This is a genomic window from Pseudomonas sp. SWRI50, from assembly GCF_014269095.1.
In the GTDB taxonomy this organism is placed as follows: Bacteria; Pseudomonadota; Gammaproteobacteria; order Pseudomonadales; family Pseudomonadaceae; genus Aquipseudomonas; species Aquipseudomonas kermanshahensis.
In genome coordinates, this window is record NZ_JABWRW010000003.1 from 342,042 (window position 1) to 360,485 (window position 18,444).

17 protein-coding genes and 1 pseudogene are annotated in these 18,444 nt (G+C 62.0%); 7 read left to right on the plus strand and 11 right to left on the minus strand.

Features of this window, described 5'->3' with window-relative positions; all coding sequences use genetic code 11:
- Positions 1–54 precede the first annotated feature (54 nt).
- The 3 genes from HU750_RS05370 (at position 55) to HU750_RS05380 (ending at position 2,055) form a co-directional block, all read left to right on the plus strand.
- Entirely contained in the window at positions 55–735 is a 681-nt protein-coding gene (locus HU750_RS05370) for a hypothetical protein (protein ID WP_186677423.1), read from the plus strand.
- A 62-nt stretch (positions 736–797) separates the two neighbouring features.
- Positions 798–1,445, plus strand: a complete 648-nt coding sequence (locus HU750_RS05375) for a hypothetical protein (RefSeq protein WP_186677424.1) — start codon at positions 798–800, stop codon at positions 1,443–1,445.
- Complete coding sequence (locus HU750_RS05380; protein ID WP_186677426.1) at positions 1,432–2,055, plus strand: hypothetical protein; 624 nt, start codon at positions 1,432–1,434, stop codon at positions 2,053–2,055. Before HU750_RS05375 ends, HU750_RS05380 begins: the two co-directional genes overlap by 14 nt.
- Here the strand turns inward: HU750_RS05380 and tspR are convergent.
- The 9 genes and pseudogenes from tspR to HU750_RS05425 form a co-directional block, all read right to left on the minus strand.
- Positions 2,052–2,648, minus strand: coding sequence for a type III secretion system genes modulator TspR (tspR, locus tag HU750_RS05385; protein ID WP_186677428.1), 597 nt, complete (start codon positions 2,646–2,648; stop codon positions 2,052–2,054). The genes HU750_RS05380 and tspR overlap by 4 nt on opposite strands.
- A 53-nt stretch (positions 2,649–2,701) precedes the next feature.
- Positions 2,702–5,473 (minus strand): annotated as a pseudogene (locus HU750_RS05390) (hybrid sensor histidine kinase/response regulator).
- 135 nt (positions 5,474–5,608) lie between these two features.
- Complete coding sequence (purD, locus tag HU750_RS05395; RefSeq protein WP_186677431.1) at positions 5,609–6,904, minus strand: phosphoribosylamine--glycine ligase; 1,296 nt, start codon at positions 6,902–6,904, stop codon at positions 5,609–5,611.
- Positions 6,905–7,053: 149 nt separating this feature from the next.
- Positions 7,054–8,661 (minus strand): bifunctional phosphoribosylaminoimidazolecarboxamide formyltransferase/IMP cyclohydrolase, encoded by a 1,608-nt coding sequence (purH, locus tag HU750_RS05400; protein ID WP_085272339.1) that lies wholly within the window; start codon positions 8,659–8,661, stop codon positions 7,054–7,056.
- An 80-nt stretch (positions 8,662–8,741) separates the two neighbouring features.
- Entirely contained in the window at positions 8,742–9,062 is a 321-nt protein-coding gene (gene fis / locus HU750_RS05405; protein ID WP_012274390.1) for a DNA-binding transcriptional regulator Fis, read from the minus strand.
- Positions 9,059–10,072, minus strand: a complete 1,014-nt coding sequence (gene dusB / locus HU750_RS05410; RefSeq protein ID WP_027592597.1) for a tRNA dihydrouridine synthase DusB — start codon at positions 10,070–10,072, stop codon at positions 9,059–9,061. Before dusB ends, fis begins: the two co-directional genes overlap by 4 nt.
- Positions 10,073–10,246: 174 nt before the next feature.
- Positions 10,247–11,659 carry a DUF3426 domain-containing protein gene (locus HU750_RS05415; protein ID WP_186677433.1) on the minus strand — a complete coding sequence of 471 codons (1,413 nt, stop codon included), beginning with the start codon at positions 11,657–11,659 and terminating at the stop codon, positions 10,247–10,249.
- Positions 11,660–11,698: 39 nt separating this feature from the next.
- On the minus strand, positions 11,699–12,577 hold the full coding sequence (gene prmA / locus HU750_RS05420) for a 50S ribosomal protein L11 methyltransferase (protein WP_027592599.1): 879 nt from the start codon (positions 12,575–12,577) through the stop codon (positions 11,699–11,701).
- Between the two features lie 134 nt (positions 12,578–12,711).
- Positions 12,712–13,167, minus strand: coding sequence for a MaoC family dehydratase (locus HU750_RS05425; protein WP_027592600.1), 456 nt, complete (start codon positions 13,165–13,167; stop codon positions 12,712–12,714).
- Between the two features lie 143 nt (positions 13,168–13,310).
- Between HU750_RS05425 and HU750_RS05430 the strand changes: the two genes are divergently transcribed.
- The 4 genes from HU750_RS05430 (at position 13,311) to HU750_RS05445 (ending at position 16,190) form a co-directional block, all read left to right on the plus strand.
- Positions 13,311–13,673 carry a CidA/LrgA family protein gene (locus tag HU750_RS05430; RefSeq protein WP_099455399.1) on the plus strand — a complete coding sequence of 121 codons (363 nt, stop codon included), beginning with the start codon at positions 13,311–13,313 and terminating at the stop codon, positions 13,671–13,673.
- Positions 13,670–14,386, plus strand: coding sequence for an LrgB family protein (locus HU750_RS05435; RefSeq protein ID WP_027592602.1), 717 nt, complete (start codon positions 13,670–13,672; stop codon positions 14,384–14,386). The genes HU750_RS05430 and HU750_RS05435 overlap by 4 nt, the downstream gene beginning before the upstream one ends.
- A gap of 9 nt (positions 14,387–14,395) precedes the next feature.
- Complete coding sequence (locus HU750_RS05440; RefSeq protein WP_099455398.1) at positions 14,396–14,986, plus strand: LON peptidase substrate-binding domain-containing protein; 591 nt, start codon at positions 14,396–14,398, stop codon at positions 14,984–14,986.
- A gap of 250 nt (positions 14,987–15,236) precedes the next feature.
- Positions 15,237–16,190, plus strand: coding sequence for an IS110 family RNA-guided transposase (locus HU750_RS05445; protein WP_186677435.1), 954 nt, complete (start codon positions 15,237–15,239; stop codon positions 16,188–16,190).
- A gap of 87 nt (positions 16,191–16,277) precedes the next feature.
- Here the strand turns inward: HU750_RS05445 and HU750_RS05450 are convergent, their stop codons facing one another.
- Complete coding sequence (locus tag HU750_RS05450) at positions 16,278–17,594, minus strand: bifunctional DedA family/phosphatase PAP2 family protein (protein ID WP_186677437.1); 1,317 nt, start codon at positions 17,592–17,594, stop codon at positions 16,278–16,280.
- A 3-nt stretch (positions 17,595–17,597) separates the two neighbouring features.
- Complete coding sequence (locus HU750_RS05455; protein WP_186677439.1) at positions 17,598–18,266, minus strand: DNA-3-methyladenine glycosylase; 669 nt, start codon at positions 18,264–18,266, stop codon at positions 17,598–17,600.
- Positions 18,267–18,444: the final 178 nt, after the last annotated feature.

Consider the following 18,444-nt stretch of genomic DNA (forward strand, 5'->3'; position numbering starts at 1 on the left):
TTAGGGTGAAGGCCCCTCGACGATACCCGTCGGGGGCCTTCAAGGATTCTGCACATGACCGATGTAAGCACTAACAGCATTGCCGTTGTCGAACAATCGCTTCTGGCGCTCAGCGCTGGCATGTCGGCGCAAAGCCGGCGTGATGCCAAGACCACCTTCCAGTTTGCCTCTCGCGTGGCGTCCAAGCTGCATGATCGCGATGGCGAATCCGAGGCCTGGTTCAACAAGTTTCTGGAAGTGATGCGTACGCTTGGTTGGGTTGCTGGCAAGCGTTCTTACGAGCGGGATTATGACCAGAGCCGATCGCTGACCTTGGGCCCGATTGCCTTCAAGGTCGCTAGCGCCGCCGGTAAAGCACTGCTCGGTGGGCCAGTAGGCGAGGCCATGGCCAAGCTGGCGGGCGATGCCATCAGCGCGTTGGGCAATATCGAGGAAGCGCAGCAGGTCTACCAGCAGAACGTCAAAGGGCATCCAGTCTCGACGACGGGTCTTGGGGCCTGCATCGAAACGCCTGAAGGCGAACTGTTCATGCTGGTAAACGCATTCAGTGCCTCACCGAGCGAAAACGACCTGAATACCACGGTGTTCGAATGGAAGAGTTCGAGCAAGGACCGCTACTGTGGCTCGGCCGTGCTCAGCTTTAACGACGTGGTTTACACCGACGCGGTGCGCGCCTCGGTCGAGAAACGCTTGATCGACAAGGCCGTCAAGGCAGCCAGTGAATTCGACATTTGATATTGAACGGGGCTTTCGGGCCCCGTACTTCTTTCTGTGTGTTTGAAATGCGAGGTAACCCGATGAGTAAGGGAGTCTATTCCTTGTGGCTCGTTGGCGGAACGGCCTTATTGGTCGACGAGACGGCGCAATCCACGCTGCAATATGCATTGGACTCGATACTGTTTGCCCAACTGCGCTCGGACAAATTGAACGGCCCACGATTTGCCCGCTACGGGCTTTGGTACAGCGGCTATCGAACGGCTCTGGAAGAGCGTGGTTGGGTCATCACCTTCAGTCACAGTGACTACCCGCGCATGCAGGGCGACGTGCTACGAGCATCAGCAGACTGCCTCACAGGTTATTTGCAGGGTCGTCATCCCAGCCTGTCAGGCCATCTGCAAGCGGCCATCAACGCGCTTTCGCAAGATGAGGCGCAGCACGCCGTGCGGCCCTTTACCCAGGCCATGCAGGGTAAGACCACGGCAGTCGTTCAAGAGTTGGGCGTGTTGCTGCCTGGTGCTGTCCTCGACCTGTGTGGTGTAGCGTTCAAGACCCCGCAGTGTTCAACCAACGGTATCGACTTGCGCGCCAGTGGCGCAACGCTGGGCGAGTTCGTTTCTGACGCCAATCGCAAAGAGCTGCGTGACCTGCTTGAGCGCACGCAGAACGCGGCACACATCAGGAACCTGGGCCTGCTAAAACCGGAGCATGACCATGCACGAACATGAAGCCGATGTGGTTGGCGCAAGCCTGGTTTCGTTTATCCCTGGCGTTAGCCTTCGACAGCGCAACGCGATCAAGCTTGCCGCGTTGTGGGCTGAGACCGTGACCTTGACGGACATGAAGAAGGAAGCTGCCAAGGACCAATACCACTACTACCGCAAGAAGCTGATGTTTCTTGGGTGGGATGCGAAGACCGCAGAAGAGGTCCACTGGCCTGACCCTCAGCGCGTGGTAATAGTCGATCAAGTGCTGAGTGCGATCGATGCGGTCGCGGGGGATAGCCATTCAACCTACATGGCACTGGCGTTGGAGAAATTGAAGAAGAACGATACGCCTTTGCTGCATTTTGAGAAGCGAAGCGGTGAACAAGGGAAGTTTCAGCTGATGTCCTGCGCGCCCGTGAATGCCAACTATGTAGACATTGTGCTGTATCACGAGGCTGGCGGCCGCGCTGCATTCACGGCCGTTTTTCTGTTTCGTGAGCGCCGCAACATGCGCGTGATGGCAGAGCTGGTGCGGTTCAATACGCGCCTGTTCGACCAAGAGCGTCGCAGCGGGGTGGAACGTGCGCTGGTGAAAACCGCGCTGGAGGAGATCAAAAAGGCGGATTTTTAGGGTACCAGGTAACCCTTGATCCCGGTAAAGATGATCTGCGCCGCCAGGGCACAGACGAACAATCCCATCAAACGGCTGACGATCTGCAGGCCTTGGTCGCCGAGAATGCGCTCGATGCCGTGCGAGAGGTACAGCACCAGACCCACGGTGAAGCTGGCCAGCGCGATACTGGCGATGGCCAGCAATTTATCGTCCCAATGCGGCTGGCCCACGCCCATCACCAGCAGGGCACCGATGGTGCCGGGGCCGACGGTCAGCGGGATGGTCAAGGGCACGATGGTCACGTCCTGCTGCACGTTGTCGGCCTGCACCGCCGGTTTGCCCTGCGCCATGCCTAACGCCGAGATGAACAGCACGCTGCCGGCACCGATGCGGAAGGCGTCGGCGGTGATGCCGAAAATGCCGAAGATCGCCCGGCCGAACAGGTACAACAGCACGCTGGCGACCAGGGCGGCGAGGGCAACCTTCCAGGCCAGTTGCTTGCGTTCTTTGCTGGAATGGCCGCGGGTCAGGCTGATGAAGCACGACAGCACAAAGAACGGGCTGTAGAGCACGAGCATCTTCAGGTAGACACTGAACAACTCATGGAGCATGGGTTGGGATCCTCGGCTGCGGTGGGTGCCTGTCGATGCATCGTCGGCATTGCTTAGGGGATAGGCGCCGGATCCGTCTTGGCTTCCCGGTGATTCGCCCAATACTGGATCAGCTCGCGCAATTGCGACAGCTCCACCGGCTTGGCCATGTGCCCATCCATGCCCGCCAACTTGGCGCGCTCCTTGTGCTCGGCAAGGATGTGCGCGGTCAGCGCGACCACGGGCGTACGTGGACGCTGGTGCGCGGCTTCCCATGCGCGCAGTTGCTGGGTGGCCGAGAAACCATCCAGCACGGGCATTTCGCAATCCATTAGCACCAAGTCATAGCGCTGCGCCTTCATGGCTTGCAACGCTTCTTCACCATTGCAGGCCGTGTCTGGCTCAAGGTTGAGCTTGCCCAGCATGCCGCGGATCACTTTGGTCGAGATGCTGTTGTCCTCGGCGACCAGCACGCGGAAGTCGCGGGGCAGGTCCAGTGCTTGCGGCACACCGGGAGGGGTGGCCGGCACCGCTTGCTCACGGCCGCGCTGGGCCAACTCTTCGGCCAGTGTGGTCTTCAGCGTATAGCCTGCCACCGGTTTGGCGAGTATCCGCTTGACCCCGGCATTGCGTGCGATGACTTTGCTCGGCGCGTTGCTGATGCCCGTTAGCATTACCACCAGGATGTCGTGGTTAAGGCTTGGGTCTTCCTTGATCTTGGCCGCCAGTTGCATGCCCGTCATGCCGGGCATGTTCTGGTCCAACAGCACGGCATCGAAGTAGTCGCGCAGGTGCGCCTTGGTGCGCAGCAATGCCAGCGCTTCCTTGCCGGAAGGCACCGCGCTGACATTCATGCCCCAGGCGCTGCACTGCTGTACCAGCACCTTGCGGCAGGTGTCGTTGTCGTCCACCACCAGTACCCGCGCGTCGCGCAACGGGCCATCGAGGTCGGCGGGCGGTTGTTCCAGGCGCGAAGGGTCCAGCGGTAGGGTCAGCCACAGGGTGTTGCCCATGCCGCTGCTGCTCTTGATGCCGAATTCACCCTACATCAGGCCGATCAACTGCTTGGCGATGACTAACCCGAGGTGGCCGCCGAGCTTGTTGCTGGAGAGGAAGTGATGGCTGTGCAGCTCGGCTTGCAACAAGGCTTCGCGCTCAGCGGCGGGCAACGGTTCGCCGCTGTCCTGCACGGCAATGCGCAATCGCGGCGCCTCGCCACGTTGGTCGAGTGCCACCACCAGCAGGATCTCCCCCTGATCGGTGTTTTTCAGGGCATTTTCCAGCAGGCTCGACAGTGCCTGGCGCAGGCGCGTTGGGTCGCCACTGATCACGCGAGGCACTTGTGGCTGGGTGAAGCTGATCAGCTCGATGTTCTGCTGTTCGGCCTTGGCCCGGAAGATGTTCAGGCAGTCCTCGATCAATGCATTGAGGTCGAACTGCACATCGTCCAGTTCGATCTGCCGGGACTCAAGCTTGGAGATGTCGAGAATCTCGTTGATCAGCGTCAGCAGCTCGTTGCCGGCGCTGTGGATGGTCTGCACGTAGTCGCGCTGCTTGACCGACAGCGGCGTGCCGAGCAGCAGCTCGGTCATGCCGAGCACGCCGTTCATGGGCGTGCGGATTTCGTGACTGATCTTGGCCAGGAACTCGGCCTTGGCGTTGATCTCGGCATCGCTGGCGGCCAGGGCGCGGCTGGCGCTGAAGCGCTCTTCGCTCATGCGTCGCAGGCGTTCGCTGACCGCCAGGTTAAGCAAAAGGCCGCAAATGACGGTCAAGCCCATGAGCACGCACAGCAGCCACGGCGTCGACGTGCGGGTCAGTCCCAGAAGCGCCGGCAACAGCACCAGGCCGCCAAGGTTGTAGACCCCCATGGCGAGGGTGAACAGGCGTGCGGGCGCGTAGCCCTTGTACCAGTGATAGGCGCTGACCAGCAGCATGCTGACGCTGCCCAGGGCCAGCAGGGCATAGGTCATCAGGTTGAGTGGCAAGGTGTCGACGAACAGCAGCACCAGGCCGCTGACCGCAGCCACCAGCATCTCGCCCTGCAACAGGCGGTTGAGCCGCGGCGAATGGCACGGCGAGAAGAAATGCAGGGTGAAATACAGGCCGGCCAGGCCTGCGAGGACCAGGGTGAGGTAGGCCGCTGGCGTTTGCGCACTGTGCCACACGTGCCACCAGGGGCCGCTGAGGTTGAGCAGGATCAACCCGCTGAGCAGCATCAGGCCGTGGTAGAGCGCCAAAATCAACGTGGTGGTGGAGCGGCCATAGAGGAAGCGGATCAGGTTGTGCAGGATCAGCATCACCAGGCCGCCGAACAGCATGCCGAACAGCAGCGGTTGGGTCTGGTCGGAAGCGGCCACAGCCGCGGGCTCAAGGCTGATGGCCGGGCGCAATTGGTGCTCGGAAACCAAGCGCAGGTAGATGTCCAGGGGCTGGCGGCTGTTGGGCAATGGCAGCACATGGTCGCTGCCGCGCAGGGTCGGGCTGGCATTGCCGGCCTGGCGCCCGTGGTGCAGTTGACGCAGTAATTTGTCGCCCTCGAGGGCGTAGAGGTCCAGGCCTGAAAGGTCTGGGGCGAACACCCGCAGCAGTTGCTCCTGATCGCCAGGTTCCAGGCGATAGTGCAGCCACAGGGCTTGTTCGGCAGGGGCGGCATCCAGGTCGCTGAGCAGCAATGGGCTAAACTGGTTGCGGTAGCGATCGGAGCGCACGTCGCTTAATTGCAGGTTGGCCTGTTCGTCGAGCAGAACGGACCAGCCTCCGCCTTCTTCGGCCGAGGCCGGGAGCAGGCAGAGCAGGGTCAGCAAGCTGACGATCAGAGCTGTGGCAATCCGAAGCCGACGCACTACGAAATCCCTTCTTAGCCGATGTGCCGGATACTAACTATGCGCGGCGCGCCAAGTCGAAGGCAAGGCCCAGAAAGGGCCCTGTCGACGAGCCGAAGGCCGTGGGCGCAAGGCGTCACGGCGCTTCGGTAAAGGTTACTGCTGGTGTTCACCGCGCTCGCGGGCAATGGCCCGGTAGCCGATGTCGGTACGGTAGAAGCTGCCGTCCCATTTGACCTGCTCTGCCAGGCGGTAGGCCTGCTGCTGAGCAGCTTCGACGGTTTGGCCCAGGGCAGTGGCGCAGAGCACTCGGCCGCCGGCGGTAACCACTTGGCCGTCTTTCAGGGTGGTACCGGCATGGAACACCTTGCCTTCGAGCTTGGCGGCTGCGTCCAGGCCGCTGATCGCGTCACCTTTGGCGTAGTCGCCCGGGTAGCCACCGGCAGCCAGCACGACGCCCAGGCTCGGCCGTGGGTCCCACTGGGCTTCAACCTTGTCCAGGGCCTTGGCGAAGGCGGCTTCGATCAGCAGCACCAGGCTCGACTCCAGGCGCAGCATGACCGGTTGGGTTTCCGGGTCACCGAAGCGGCAGTTGAACTCGATGACCTTGGGGTTGCCCGCCTTGTCGATCATCAGGCCGGCATAAAGGAAGCCGGTGTAGACGTTGCCTTCCTCGGCCATGCCGCGCACGGTCGGCCAGATCACCTGGTCCATCACGCGCTGGTGCACGTCGGCGGTCACGACTGGGGCAGGCGAGTAGGCGCCCATGCCACCGGTGTTCGGGCCGGTGTCGGCGTCGCCGACGCGCTTGTGGTCCTGGCTGGTGGCCATTGGCAGCACGTTGTGGCCGTCGACCATGACGATGAAGCTGGCTTCTTCGCCGTCCAGGAACTCTTCGATGACCACACGCGAACCCGCATCGCCAAAGGCGTTGCCGGCCAGCATGTCACGCACGGCGTCTTCGGCTTCTTGCAGGGTCATGGCGACGATCACGCCTTTGCCCGCTGCCAGGCCGTCGGCCTTGATCACGATCGGCGCACCCTTTTCCTGCAGGTAGGCCAGGGCTGGCTCGATTTCGGTGAAGTTCTGGTAGTCGGCGGTCGGGATCTTGTGACGCGCCAGGAAATCCTTGGTGAAGGCCTTGGAGCCTTCGAGCTGTGCGGCGCCTTTGGTGGGGCCGAAGCAGTCCAGGTTACGGCTGCGGAACAGGTCGACGACACCTGCGACCAGTGGCGCTTCAGGGCCGACGATGGTCAGTTGCACGTTCTGTTCGGCGAAGTCGGCCAGTTGCTCCAGGGCGTTGACGTCGATGGCGACGTTTTCGCACTTGGCTTCAGTGGCGGTGCCGGCGTTGCCCGGGGCAACGAAAACTTTCTCGACGCGTGGGTCTTGGGCGACTTTCCAGGCCAGGGCGTGCTCACGGCCGCCGCTGCCGATGATCAAAACTTTCATGTCAAAACCTCAATTCAAGGTGGTTTCGAGGCTGGCGGCGGGCCTTGTGGGAGCGGGCTTGCCCCGCGAATGCGATGGTGAATTCACCGCCGCATTCGCGGGACAAGCCCGCTCCCACAGGCCCGCTGCTCGCCCCGGAATCCGTGTAATCAGTGGCGGAAGTGGCGCATACCGGTGAATACCATCGCGATGCCGGCTTCGTCGGCTGCGGCGATGACTTCGGCATCACGCATCGAACCACCTGGCTGAATTACGGCGCTGATACCCACTTTAGCCGCATTGTCGATGCCGTCACGGAACGGGAAGAACGCATCCGACGCCATGACCGCACCTTGAACCTGCAGGCCAGCATGCTCGGCTTTGATTGCAGCAATGCGAGCGGAGTTGACGCGGCTCATCTGGCCGGCGCCGACGCCGATGGTCTGGCGCTGCTTGGCGTAGACGATGGCGTTGGACTTGACGAACTTGGCCACTTTCCAGGCAAACACCAGGTCGTGGATTTCTTGCTCGGTCGGGGCGCGCTTGGTGACGATTTTCAGGTCATCGGCGGTGATCATGCCGATATCGCGGCTCTGCACCAGCAAACCACCGTTGACGCGCTTGAAGTCCCAGCCGGCAGCACGCTCAGCTGGCCATTCGCCGCATTCCAGCAGGCGAACGTTCTGCTTGGCGGCGACCACGTCGCGGGCGGCCTGGGAGATTTTCGGGGCGATGATCACTTCGACGAACTGGCGCTCGACGATGGCCTTGGCGGTTTCGCCATCGAGCTCGCGGTTGAAGGCGATGATGCCGCCGAAGGCCGACTCGGTGTCAGTGGCGTAGGCCAGGTCGTAGGCCTTGCGGATGCCGCCTTCGTCTTCCGGTACCACGGCCACGCCGCACGGGTTGGCGTGCTTTACGATGACACAGGCCGGTTTGACGAAGCTCTTCACGCACTCCAGCGCGGCGTCAGTGTCGGCCACGTTGTTGAACGACAGCTCCTTGCCTTGCAGCTGGATGGCGGTGGAGATGCTGGCTTCACCCTTCTTGGCTTCGACGTAGAACGCCGCGCTCTGGTGCGGGTTCTCGCCGTAGCGCATTTCCTGGGCTTTGACGAACTGGCTGTTGAAGGTGCGCGGGAATTCGCTGCGTGCTTCAGTGCTCAGGGTGTCCTTGGCCTGGTCGATGGTGCCCATGTAGTTGGCGATCATGCCGTCGTAGGCGGCGGTGTGTTCGAACGCCTTGAGCATCAGGTCGAAGCGCTGGGCGTAGGTCAGGCCGCCGGCTTTCAGGCCGTCGAGGACGCTGGCGTAGTCGCTGGCATTGACCACGATGGCAACGTCTTTGTGGTTTTTGGCAGCGGAGCGGACCATGGTCGGGCCACCGATGTCGATGTTCTCGATGGCGGTCGGCAGGTCACAGCCTGGCTTGGAGATGGTGGCTTCGAAGGGGTACAGGTTGACGGCGACCAGGTCGATCGGCTTGATGCCGTGCTCGTTCATGATGGCGTCGTCGATGCCGCGACGGCCCAGAATGCCACCGTGGATTTTCGGGTGCAGGGTCTTGACCCGGCCATCCATCATTTCGGCGAAGCCGGTGTAGTCGGCCACTTCCACCGCGTTCACGCCGTTATCCTTGAGCAGCTTGTAGGTGCCGCCGGTGGACAGGATCTCGACACCGAGCTGCTGCAGCTCACGGGCGAATTCGAGGATACCGGTCTTGTCGGAGACGCTGATCAGGGCGCGGCGGATCGGCAGGCGGGTAGTCTGGTCGGTCATTTCGGATTCCATAACGCGGTGGAGTCAGCAAAAAAGGCGCCTCTGTTCAGGGAGCCGCCTTTTCTGATTGGGATTCTGGCTTACAACAAGTCGTACTGCTTGAGCTTCTTGCGCAGGGTGCCTCGGTTGAGCCCGAGCATCTCGCTGGCCTTGGTCTGGTTGCCCTTCACGTAGTTCATCACGCTTTCAAGCAGGGGCGCCTCGACTTCGGAGAGCACCAGGTTGTACACGTCCGTGACGGTCGCGCCTTCCAGGTGGGCGAAGTAGTTGTGCAGCGCCTTCTCGACGCTGTCGCGAAGGGTCTGGCCCTCTTCGCTTGGCGTGTTGAGGTGCTGTTTCAGGTTGGCGTTGTCGCTCACGGGCGTTGTTCCACTCACAAATGTCTCGGTCATCATCGTCATGCGGCCACCCCTTGTCCGTCCTCTGTCTCAAGGCTCTGTCGACGTTCACTGAAAAACGCGCGAACGTTGGCGCACTGCGCTTGTGTGTCTTCCAAAGCATTGAACCGGGAGCGAAACTCCTTGCCGCCGGGTCGTGTTGCCAGGTACCAGCCAACGTGCTTGCGGGCGATACGTACGCCCATCACATCGCCATAGAAGGCATGCAGCGCGGCCAGGTGCTCTAGCAGGATGCGTTCCACTTCGTCCAGCTGCGGGGCCGGCAACTGTTCGCCGGTCCGCAGGTAATGCTCGATCTCGCGAAAGATCCAGGGCCGCCCTTGGGCAGCGCGGCCGATCAACAGGCCATCGACCCCGGTGGCGTCCAGTACCGCCCGGGCCTTTTCTGGCGATGTGATATCGCCGTTGGCAAATACCGGGATAGACACCGCCTGCTTGATGGCAGCGATGGTGTCGTATTCGGCTTCGCCTGTGTACAGGTCGGCGCGTGTGCGGCCATGCACCGCTAGCGCCTGGATGCCGGCCTGTTCAGCGATCTTCGCCACATTCAGGCCGTTCTTGTTCGCCCGATCCCACCCCGTGCGGATCTTCAGCGTCACCGGGACGTCCACGGCGCCTACCACCGCGTGGAGAATCTCGCTGACCAAGGCTTCATCTCTCAATAAAGCAGAGCCTGCAGCTTTGTTGCAGACTTTTTTTGCCGGGCAGCCCATGTTGATGTCGATGATCTGGGCACCCGCTTCGACGTTGGCCTTTGCCGCCGCTGCCATCATCTGGGCATCCCCGCCGGCGATCTGCACCGAGCGCGGCTCGGGATCGCCTTCGTGAATGCGGCGCAGGCTCGACTTGCGGCTGTTCCACAGGCTCATGTCGCTGGACACCATCTCCGACACCACCATGCCTGCGCCCAGGCGCTTGCAAAGTGTTCGGAAAGGCTGGTCCGTGACCCCGGCCATGGGGGCGAGGATCAGGTTGTTTCGCAGTGTGTATGGGCCGATGCGTACCGCCGACATAGGTGATCCCTGTTGTGGGGCCGAATCTTGGAGTTCGAAAAAGGGTGGGCATGATACCCGCTCTCGGTGACCGGATAAAGATGGATTTGGATAAAATCTGAACAGTTGTCGGCTTATGACTTTTGGTGTGGGTAGGCGAGGGCGGGGGCACAAAGGGCCCCCAGGATCAGCCGATTACTCCGGCGAGCGGAAGCTCAGGCTGTAGTTCACGGCCTTGGGGCCTGGGTCGAGGATGTCCAGGGCAATGTGGATCGGGGTCTGGCTGGGCATCTCGCCACGCCCGGCCAGTTCGCCAGAGAGGTACTCGCTGGGCTTGAAGCGCCGGCTGGCGATCAGTTGGCCATTGAGGTCGGCGAAACGCAGCTCGAGCAGTGGGAACGGCTGGGCGAAGGGGGCGCGGTTGTAGATGATCGCATCGACGATCAGTGCACCCTTGAAGTCAGGGTGGCTGCGCACCACAAGGTTGCTGCTCTTGATGCGGGCGATGTCGACGCGGGTCGGCACTTCGCAGCCGAACAGCGGGCATACCTGCTGGAAGATCGGCCGGTACTGGTCCTGGCGGGCCATTTCATCGAAGTGGAACCACACGTACTGGAACGCCAGCAGGCCTGCAGCCAGCAGCGTCAGGAAGCCCCACAGCAAGCGCTTGCCCCAGTTGGGCTGGGGCTTTTCCCAGCCCAGTTGAAGCGGGTCGTCGACCACGTCGACCAGCGGCTCCTTACGCGGCGCACGCTCGGGCTTGCTGGACAGGCCAGGCTCCAGGCGTTCACCGGGCAACGGCTCTACAGGGTCGTCGTCGTGGGCCGACAGGTGCAGGTCCAGTTCGTCATCGTCGCGCGCGCTGAGGCCCTTTTCCGGGGCTGGATCGTGGCTGGCAGCGAAGTGCTCGCTGACGAACGCATGGTGCTCGTCGGCCTCGATGTCGCGCCGTACGGGGGGCTCGTCGTCGATGTCCAGGTCCAGGTGGCCGCCCAGGGTCGGCTCGGTGCGATCGCCTGGGGCGGGCTCCAGGTCCAGTGACTCTTGCTCGAACGCTTCCTGTTCCAGCGCATGCTGTGTCAGTAGCGTGGGTGCAGGTTCAGGCGCCTGTTCAGGCTCGAAGCGGTCGTCGGTGGCGTTGCCAAACAGCTCATCGGTATGGGCGTCTGGCTGATGTTCTTCACGGCGGGCCTGCAGACCGTTGTCCGCGCTGGACGGGCGAACGGCGGCAGGTTCGCCACGACGTTCAAGGCGGGCCAGCTCTTGGTCCAGGTCCAGTTCATCCAGGGCCTGGGCCGTGAGCGCCCAGTCGTCCTCAGGGGGCGCTGGGCGTTCGCTGGCGGGGGGATCGGGCGTGACCGCAGGCTTGGCAATCGGCTCGGCAGGCGCTGCAGGCGGGACGGGTACCACGGGCGCCACGGGCGCTCTAGGTTCCACAGGCACGCTGGCATCACCGGCGCGGTTCTGCTCCAGCAGTTGCTTTGCGGCGTTGAACACCTGCAGGCAATGGCCGCACCGCACCACGCCGCGCGCCACACTCAACTGGTGATGGGTGACGCGAAAGCTGGTCTGGCAATGCGGGCACTGGGTGACGAAACTGTCGGTCATGCGGCGATCCGGGGTTGTACAAAAGTTATTCTAGCGCGCTTAACGGCGGCGACCACTGATGCGCACCCAACCATCGCGTACGGCGATCGGGTCCAGCTCGAAGTCGGCGGCGTAGGCAGCAGCCACTTCATCGCCTTGTTCGGCAAGGATGCCCGAGAGTGCCAGCAGGCCACCAGGGCGGACCAGGCCAGACAACTGCGGCGCCAGCGAGACCAGCGGGCCGGCCAGGATGTTGGCGACCAGTACGTCAGCCTGCATGGCCGGCATGTGCTCGGGCAGGTACAGCGCCAGCTTCTCGTCGGCGATGCCATTGCGCTGGGCATTGTCGCGCGAGGCTTCAATGGCCTGCACGTCGATGTCGGTACCGACCGCTTCGCGCGCGCCCAGCAGCAGGGCGGCAATGGCCAGAATCCCCGAGCCGCAGCCAAAGTCCAGCACTTGGGTGCCTTCGAGTTGCTGGCCGTCGAGCCATTCCAGGCACAGGGCGGTGGTCGGGTGGGTACCGGTGCCGAACGCCAGGCCTGGGTCGAGCAGCAGGTTTACCGCGTCCTTGTCCGGCGCTTCGTGCCAGCTTGGCACGATCCACAGGCGGCGGCCGAAGCGCATCGGCTGGAAGTTGTCCATCCAGCTGCGTTCCCAGTCCTGGTCTTCGATCACTTCAGCCTGGTGCTCGGGCAGCTCGGCGCCGGTCAGCAGGCGGACGTGGGCGAACACCTGCTCGGGCTCGGCATCGGCCTCGAACAGGGCCAGCAGGTGAGTGTGCGACCACAGCGGGGTGGTGTTGAGGTCGGGTTCGAAGATCGGCTGATCTTCCGCGTCCACGAACGTGACCGAGACGGCGCCTACTTCAAGCAGGGCGTCTTCGTAGGTTTCGGCTTGTTCCGGGCTGATGGCCAGGCGTACTTGCAGCCAGGGCATGGCGGGCACCTTTGGTAAATCGACAGGGGCAGCCCGAGGCTGCGCGAAGGCTCGCAGTTTACGCGAGTGCGCGGGGTTTGTGGATTGTATCGGGGGCCTGTCGCGAATGGGGCGCACAGCGCCCCGGCGATCACTCAGACAAAACAGAGCGACAGGGACTCCGCTATATAAGCAGGCTTCTCTTCCCCTTCGATTTCCAGCGTGGCGATTGCCTTGAGCAGCCACTGGCCGGGTTTTTTCTCGAGCACTTCGGCGAGATCGATCTTCAGCCGCACCTGGCTGTCGACCTTGACCGGTTGAATGAACCGCACGCTGTCCAGCCCGTAGTTCACGACCATCTTCAACCCTTGCGGCAGGACCAGGATGTCCTCCATCAGCGTGGGGATCAGCGACAGCGTCAGGAAACCATGGGCGATCGTGCAGCCAAACGGTGTTTTCGCCGCTTTCTCCGGGTCGACATGGATGAACTGAAAATCGCCTGTCGCTTCGGCAAACAGGTTGATGCGCTGTTGGTCGATTTTCAGCCAGGCAGAACGGCCCAGTTCCTTGCCAACGTACTGCGAAAGCTCTGTAACCGGTACATAGGGCATCGCGACTCTCCAGGTTGTAAGTTGGTACGAAGGTGCAAGATCAGCACGGCCCACCGTTTCAGTCAAGTTGCGCGTTTTTCGGCGATTATCGGCTTATACCCTTAGCGTGCTTATAATGGCCGCCATGCCCGAGGGAGGTGCTTATGCTGTTGCGTGGTTTGACCTGGCTGGTGTTGTTTCAACTGCTGGGTACGGCGATCAATCACCTGTTTGTGCCGTTTTTGCCGGGGCCGATCATCGGCCTGTTGCTGCTGCTGTGCTTCCTGATGGCCAGGGGGGAGGTCGGCAAGCCGCTCAATGAAGCCGCCAGCAGCTTGCTGCGCTACCTGCCACTGCTGCTGGTGCCGCCGGCGGTGGGGGTGATGGTGTATGCCAAGGACATCGCCGCCGACTTCTGGGCGATTGCCGGTGCACTGTTCATTTCATGCCTGCTGACCCTGGTGTTCGTCGGCGTGTTGATGCAGAAGCTCATCCACCGCCAAGGCAAGCGCGAGGAGCAGCCATGATGCTCGACTGGCAAGGCGCGCTCGATGCAGTCATCCACCATCCTTTGTTTGGCATCGGCATTACCCTGGGGGCCTATCAGGTCGTGCTTGCGGGCTATGAGAAGACCCGCTGGATCTTCCTGCAGCCGGTATTGGTGTCGATGCTGCTGGTAATTGGCGTGCTGCTGGTGTGCGGCATCGACTACAGCGAGTACCGCCAGCGTACCGAGATCATGAACACGCTCCTGGGGCCCGCCACCGTGGCCCTGGCCGTGCCGCTCTACCTCAACCTGCGGCGTATTCGCCAACTGTTCTGGCCGACATTTACTACGCTGGTAATCGGAGGCCTGTTCGCCACGGTCTGCTGCCTGCTGCTGGGCTGGTGGTTCGGCGCCGAACACATGATCCTGATGACCATGGCGCCGAAGTCGGTGACGTCGCCGATCGCCATGCTGGTGGCCGAGCAGATTGGTGGCGTGGCGGCGCTGGCCGCGGTGTTCGTGCTGATCACCGGCGTTATCGGTGCGATCTTCGGCCCGGCGCTGTTGACCCGCCTCGGTGTGCACAGCCCTGAGGCGCGCGGCATGTCGCTGGGCGTGACCGCGCATGCGGTGGGCACTTCGGTGGCCCTGCAGGAAAGTGATGAATGCGGCGCTTTCGCCGCGCTGGCGATGAGCCTGATGGGGGTGGCCACGGCGGTGTTCCTGCCGCTGGCGGTCAGCCTGGTGGCTTGAGGAGTTGTGATGACGCTACCGCTGTTTCCCCTCAATACCGTGCTGTTTCCGGGGTGCTTCCTCGATTTGCAGATTTTTGAGGCGCGCTACCTGGACATGATCAGCCGCTGCATGAAGCAGGGCGAGGGCTTTGGGGTGGTGTGCATCCTGGAAGGGGAGCAGGTTGGCAAAGCGCCACCGACGGTTGCTTCGATCGGTTGCGAGGCGATGATCCGCGACTTCGTGCAGCAGGATAACGGCTTGCTGGGTATCCGTGTCGAAGGGGTGCGGCGTTTCAACCTGGAGCAGACCGAGGTGCAGAAGGACCAGTTACTGGTCGGGCAGGTGCAGTGGTTGCCGGAGCTGGCTGATAGCCCCCTGGGCGAGGCGGACGAAGACCTGCTGGCATTGCTGGTTGCCCTGGGTGAGCACCCGATGGTCGAGGCGCTGGACATGCCGCGGCCGGTGGATGGGCGGCAAGCGTTGGCCAATCAGCTGGCGTATCTGCTGCCGTTCATGGAAGAGGACAAGCTGGACCTGCTGAGCATCGACTCGCCGCAGTTGCGGCTGGAAGAGATTCAAAGGCTGTTGGAGCGGATTCAGGGTGAGCTGTTTGCCTGACTGATCACTGTGGCTTGTTGTGGCCTCTTCGCGGGGCAAGCCCGCTTGTATGGTTAGACTTGAAGGGGTGGTGGGACTAAATGCCCGATTCTGACTGTTCGCAGCAGTACAGACCGTGGGAGACATCGCCCCACCCCTTCCACCAAAGCGCCGATAAAGAATGCATCGTTTGCAAGCGACGATAGAAGCAAGCCAGCGCCTCTTGGTGAAACCCCTTCAAGCCTAAAAACCTTAACGTGGAGTACGGCCCATGGCAATGCAGACAGGTAGATTGATCGTGGGTGCGGACGTTGCAAAAGCTGAGCTGGTTATCCATCACGACAGCAGTGATGAGGTAATCAAACTGAAAAATTCAAAAGCCGACATCAAGCGGTGGCTGAAGCAACAACCCCTGAACACTGCCATCGCTGTTGAGGCGACCAATGTCTATCACTTGGACTTGGTTGAGTTGGCCCATGGACTAGGTTTCAGTGTTTATGTCGTCGATGGGTTTCAACTGAGCAACTACCGAAAAAGTGTTGGCGGGCGAGTCAAAACTGACCCTTCTGATGCTCGGTTACTCTCTCGTTTCTTGAGAAATGAGGGGGAGGACCTTCGTCCTTGGAGCCCGCCTCCAGCCGTCTACGGCAAGCTGCAGAGCCTCCTCCGCCGCAGAGCCGCACTGGTGTCTGCTCGCACCGCTATGACTCAGAGCTGGGCTAATGAAACCCTCTTGAAGGCGGCCTTCGAAGCTTTCGTAACATCAATAGATCGATTGGATCTGCTGATGCAAAAGAAGATGAAAGAAGTGCTCCGAGAGACCGGACTGCATGAGCAAGTTGCTCGTTGTCAGGCAGTAGAGGGGATAGGTTTCCTTACAGCCACGGCATTGGTAATGGCCTTTGTCAGGGGCGAATTTAAAAGCAGTGACTCCTACATTGCATTTCTTGGAATGGATCTGCGAGTGAGTGACTCTGGACAGAAAGCTGGACGACGCCGTCTCACAAAACGGGGCTGCTCAGAAATCCGTCCCTTGCTGCACAACGCAGCGATGGCCGCTAGCAAGTCTACGGCCTGGAAAGGCATCTATGAACAACACCGCAACAGCGGCAAGGCAACGACCCAGGCCCTCGTGATCCTGGCAAGAAAGCTTGCTCGCGTAGCATTCGCCCTGATGAAAAATCAGGACGAATATGTCACCAAAGCGAGCAAACCGGCTTGCTGAAAACCATAGAATCTCCCACAGGTGTGGTGCATGGCAGACTGCCTGTGGGAGCGGGCTTGCCCCGCGAAGAGGCCAGAACAGGCAACATCAATACTGATACCGCTCCAAAGCCTGCGGCAGCGCGTGCATGGCAAAGAACGCCAACAGCGCTATACACGCCGGCAGCACCAACCACCACACCCGCAGCGGCAGTGCTGGAAGCGGCTGGCGATGCTGCACCAAGGTCAGGCTAACCGCGCAGACGCAGCACGCCAGCAAGGCGCCGGCCAGTATATCGGTCGGCCAGTGCGCCCCCAGGTAAACCCGCGACAACGCAATCGCCAAGGCAGGAATGCACCCCAGCAACACCCAGGTCAGGCGCATCCGCGGCGGCTGGGCACGCCCCGCCAGCACCGCCATTACCAAAAAGAACGCAAACGACGCCGAGCTGTGGCCGCTGGGCATGCTGTAGCTGGTCAGTGGGTCGGTCAGCACCTCGGGCCGCGCGCGGGCGAATAGCCACTTGAGCGTGCCATTGGCAATCGCCGTACCCATCAATGCGCCGCCCGCAAACAGTGCATGGCGCCATTGTTGGGCGAGCAGCAGCAGGCCGGTCAGCAGCCCACCGAGGAAAAACTGCGTGCGAAAATCACCCAGCCGTGTCACCAGTACCACGGTGCCGTCGATGACTTGGCTGCGGTGTTCCTGCACCAGTGTCATCACGCCCTGATCGAATTCGTGCAAGTACGGCCAGCCCAGGAATACCCCGGCCAGGGCCGCGAAGCTCAAGCCGGCGATCAGCCGAGTGCCGTGGCGTTGATCGCGGATGCTGCTGTTCAGGCTCAGGCCGATGAGCACCGCCAACGCACCGGCAAGGATGCCCGCATCCAGCCAGAAGCCTTCCGGTAAAGGCAGGCGCATGGCGGCGCCCGTGGCCCAGCCAGGCAGCAGGTAGGCAACCGACCAGCCGGCGCCTGCCACCAGGCTGACGGCAATGAAGCGCGGCAGTGGCATGTCGAACATGCCGGCGACCATCGGCAGCATGGGCCGCAGCGGCCCAATGAAGCGCCCGACCAGCAGGCTGGCGATGCCATAACGCTGGAAGTAGGTTTCGGCGCTGCCGATCCATTCCGGGTGGTGGCGTAGCAGTGGCAGGCGGCGGATGTTCTGGTGGAAATACTTGCCGACCGTGTACGACAGTGCATCACCCAGCAAGCCGCCGAGAAAGCCCAGCAACAGCGTCTCGCCCAGGCTGAAGGTGCCGCTGCCGGCCAGCACGGCGACCGCGAACAGCAGCACGGTGCCAGGCACGATGATGCCGGCAATGGCCAGGCATTCGATGCAGGCCACCAGGAAAATCGCCAGGCCAAGCCACTGGGGGTTGGCGCTTAGCCAGCCGGTCAGGCTGTCGAGCCATTGGCCCATGTGTCAGTTTCCTTGTTGATGAATGAAGAAGTCTCGGCCTTCGACTTGGCCGCGTCGCAACGGGTTCCGTGTACAGAAGCGAGCGTATTCGGCGTCGACGAAGCGGTACGGCAGGTGCTCATCGCGGCCCTGCGGGATACCCAGGCGCGCAGCCTGGATCACCCGCGGCACGGCGATGCCGCAGTCGTCGACGTACAAGTGCTCAGGGTCGAACCGCTGCGCGTCCCAGCGCGGCACTTTCAGGCCCAGTGCACGGCATAGCAGGGTCTGGCCTGCGCACAGGCGCTCGGCCGGGCGCAGGTTGCCGCTGGCGTCGGGGTTGTTCAGTTGCATCTGCGCCAGGCTGTTGGCGTTCGAGAGGTCATCCTGCCAAGGGTAGGCGGACTTGATCAGCACCGCATTGCCCGGGCCATGGGCGCTGAAGTTCAACGAGTCGCCACCGCGGGCGTAATACATGTAGATGTGCCCGCCGTCGAGGAACAGGGCCTTGCGCTTTTCCGTATACCCGAGCGAGGCATGGCTGCCTTTGTCGGTTAGGTAGTAGGCCTCGGTCTCGATGATGCGCGCGGCCAGCCAGAGGTCGCCCTGGCGATGGCGGATGACCTTGCCCAGCAAATCCTTGGCCAGGGTCTGGGCGTCACGGTCGAAAAAGCGGTCGGGCAGGGCTGGCATGCTGGCAGTTCGTGGCTTCAAAGGCCTGGATGATAGCAATGAATGGCTTAATCGAGGCTGAACCGGGTGGGGGGTTGAATGGTATCTGTATGTTTCTTTGGGGGGCTGAGAGGTGTTCGTCTTGGGGGGGGTTGATGCCTGGGAGATCGAGCGCCGCGCATGCGGCGCCCGACCTCCC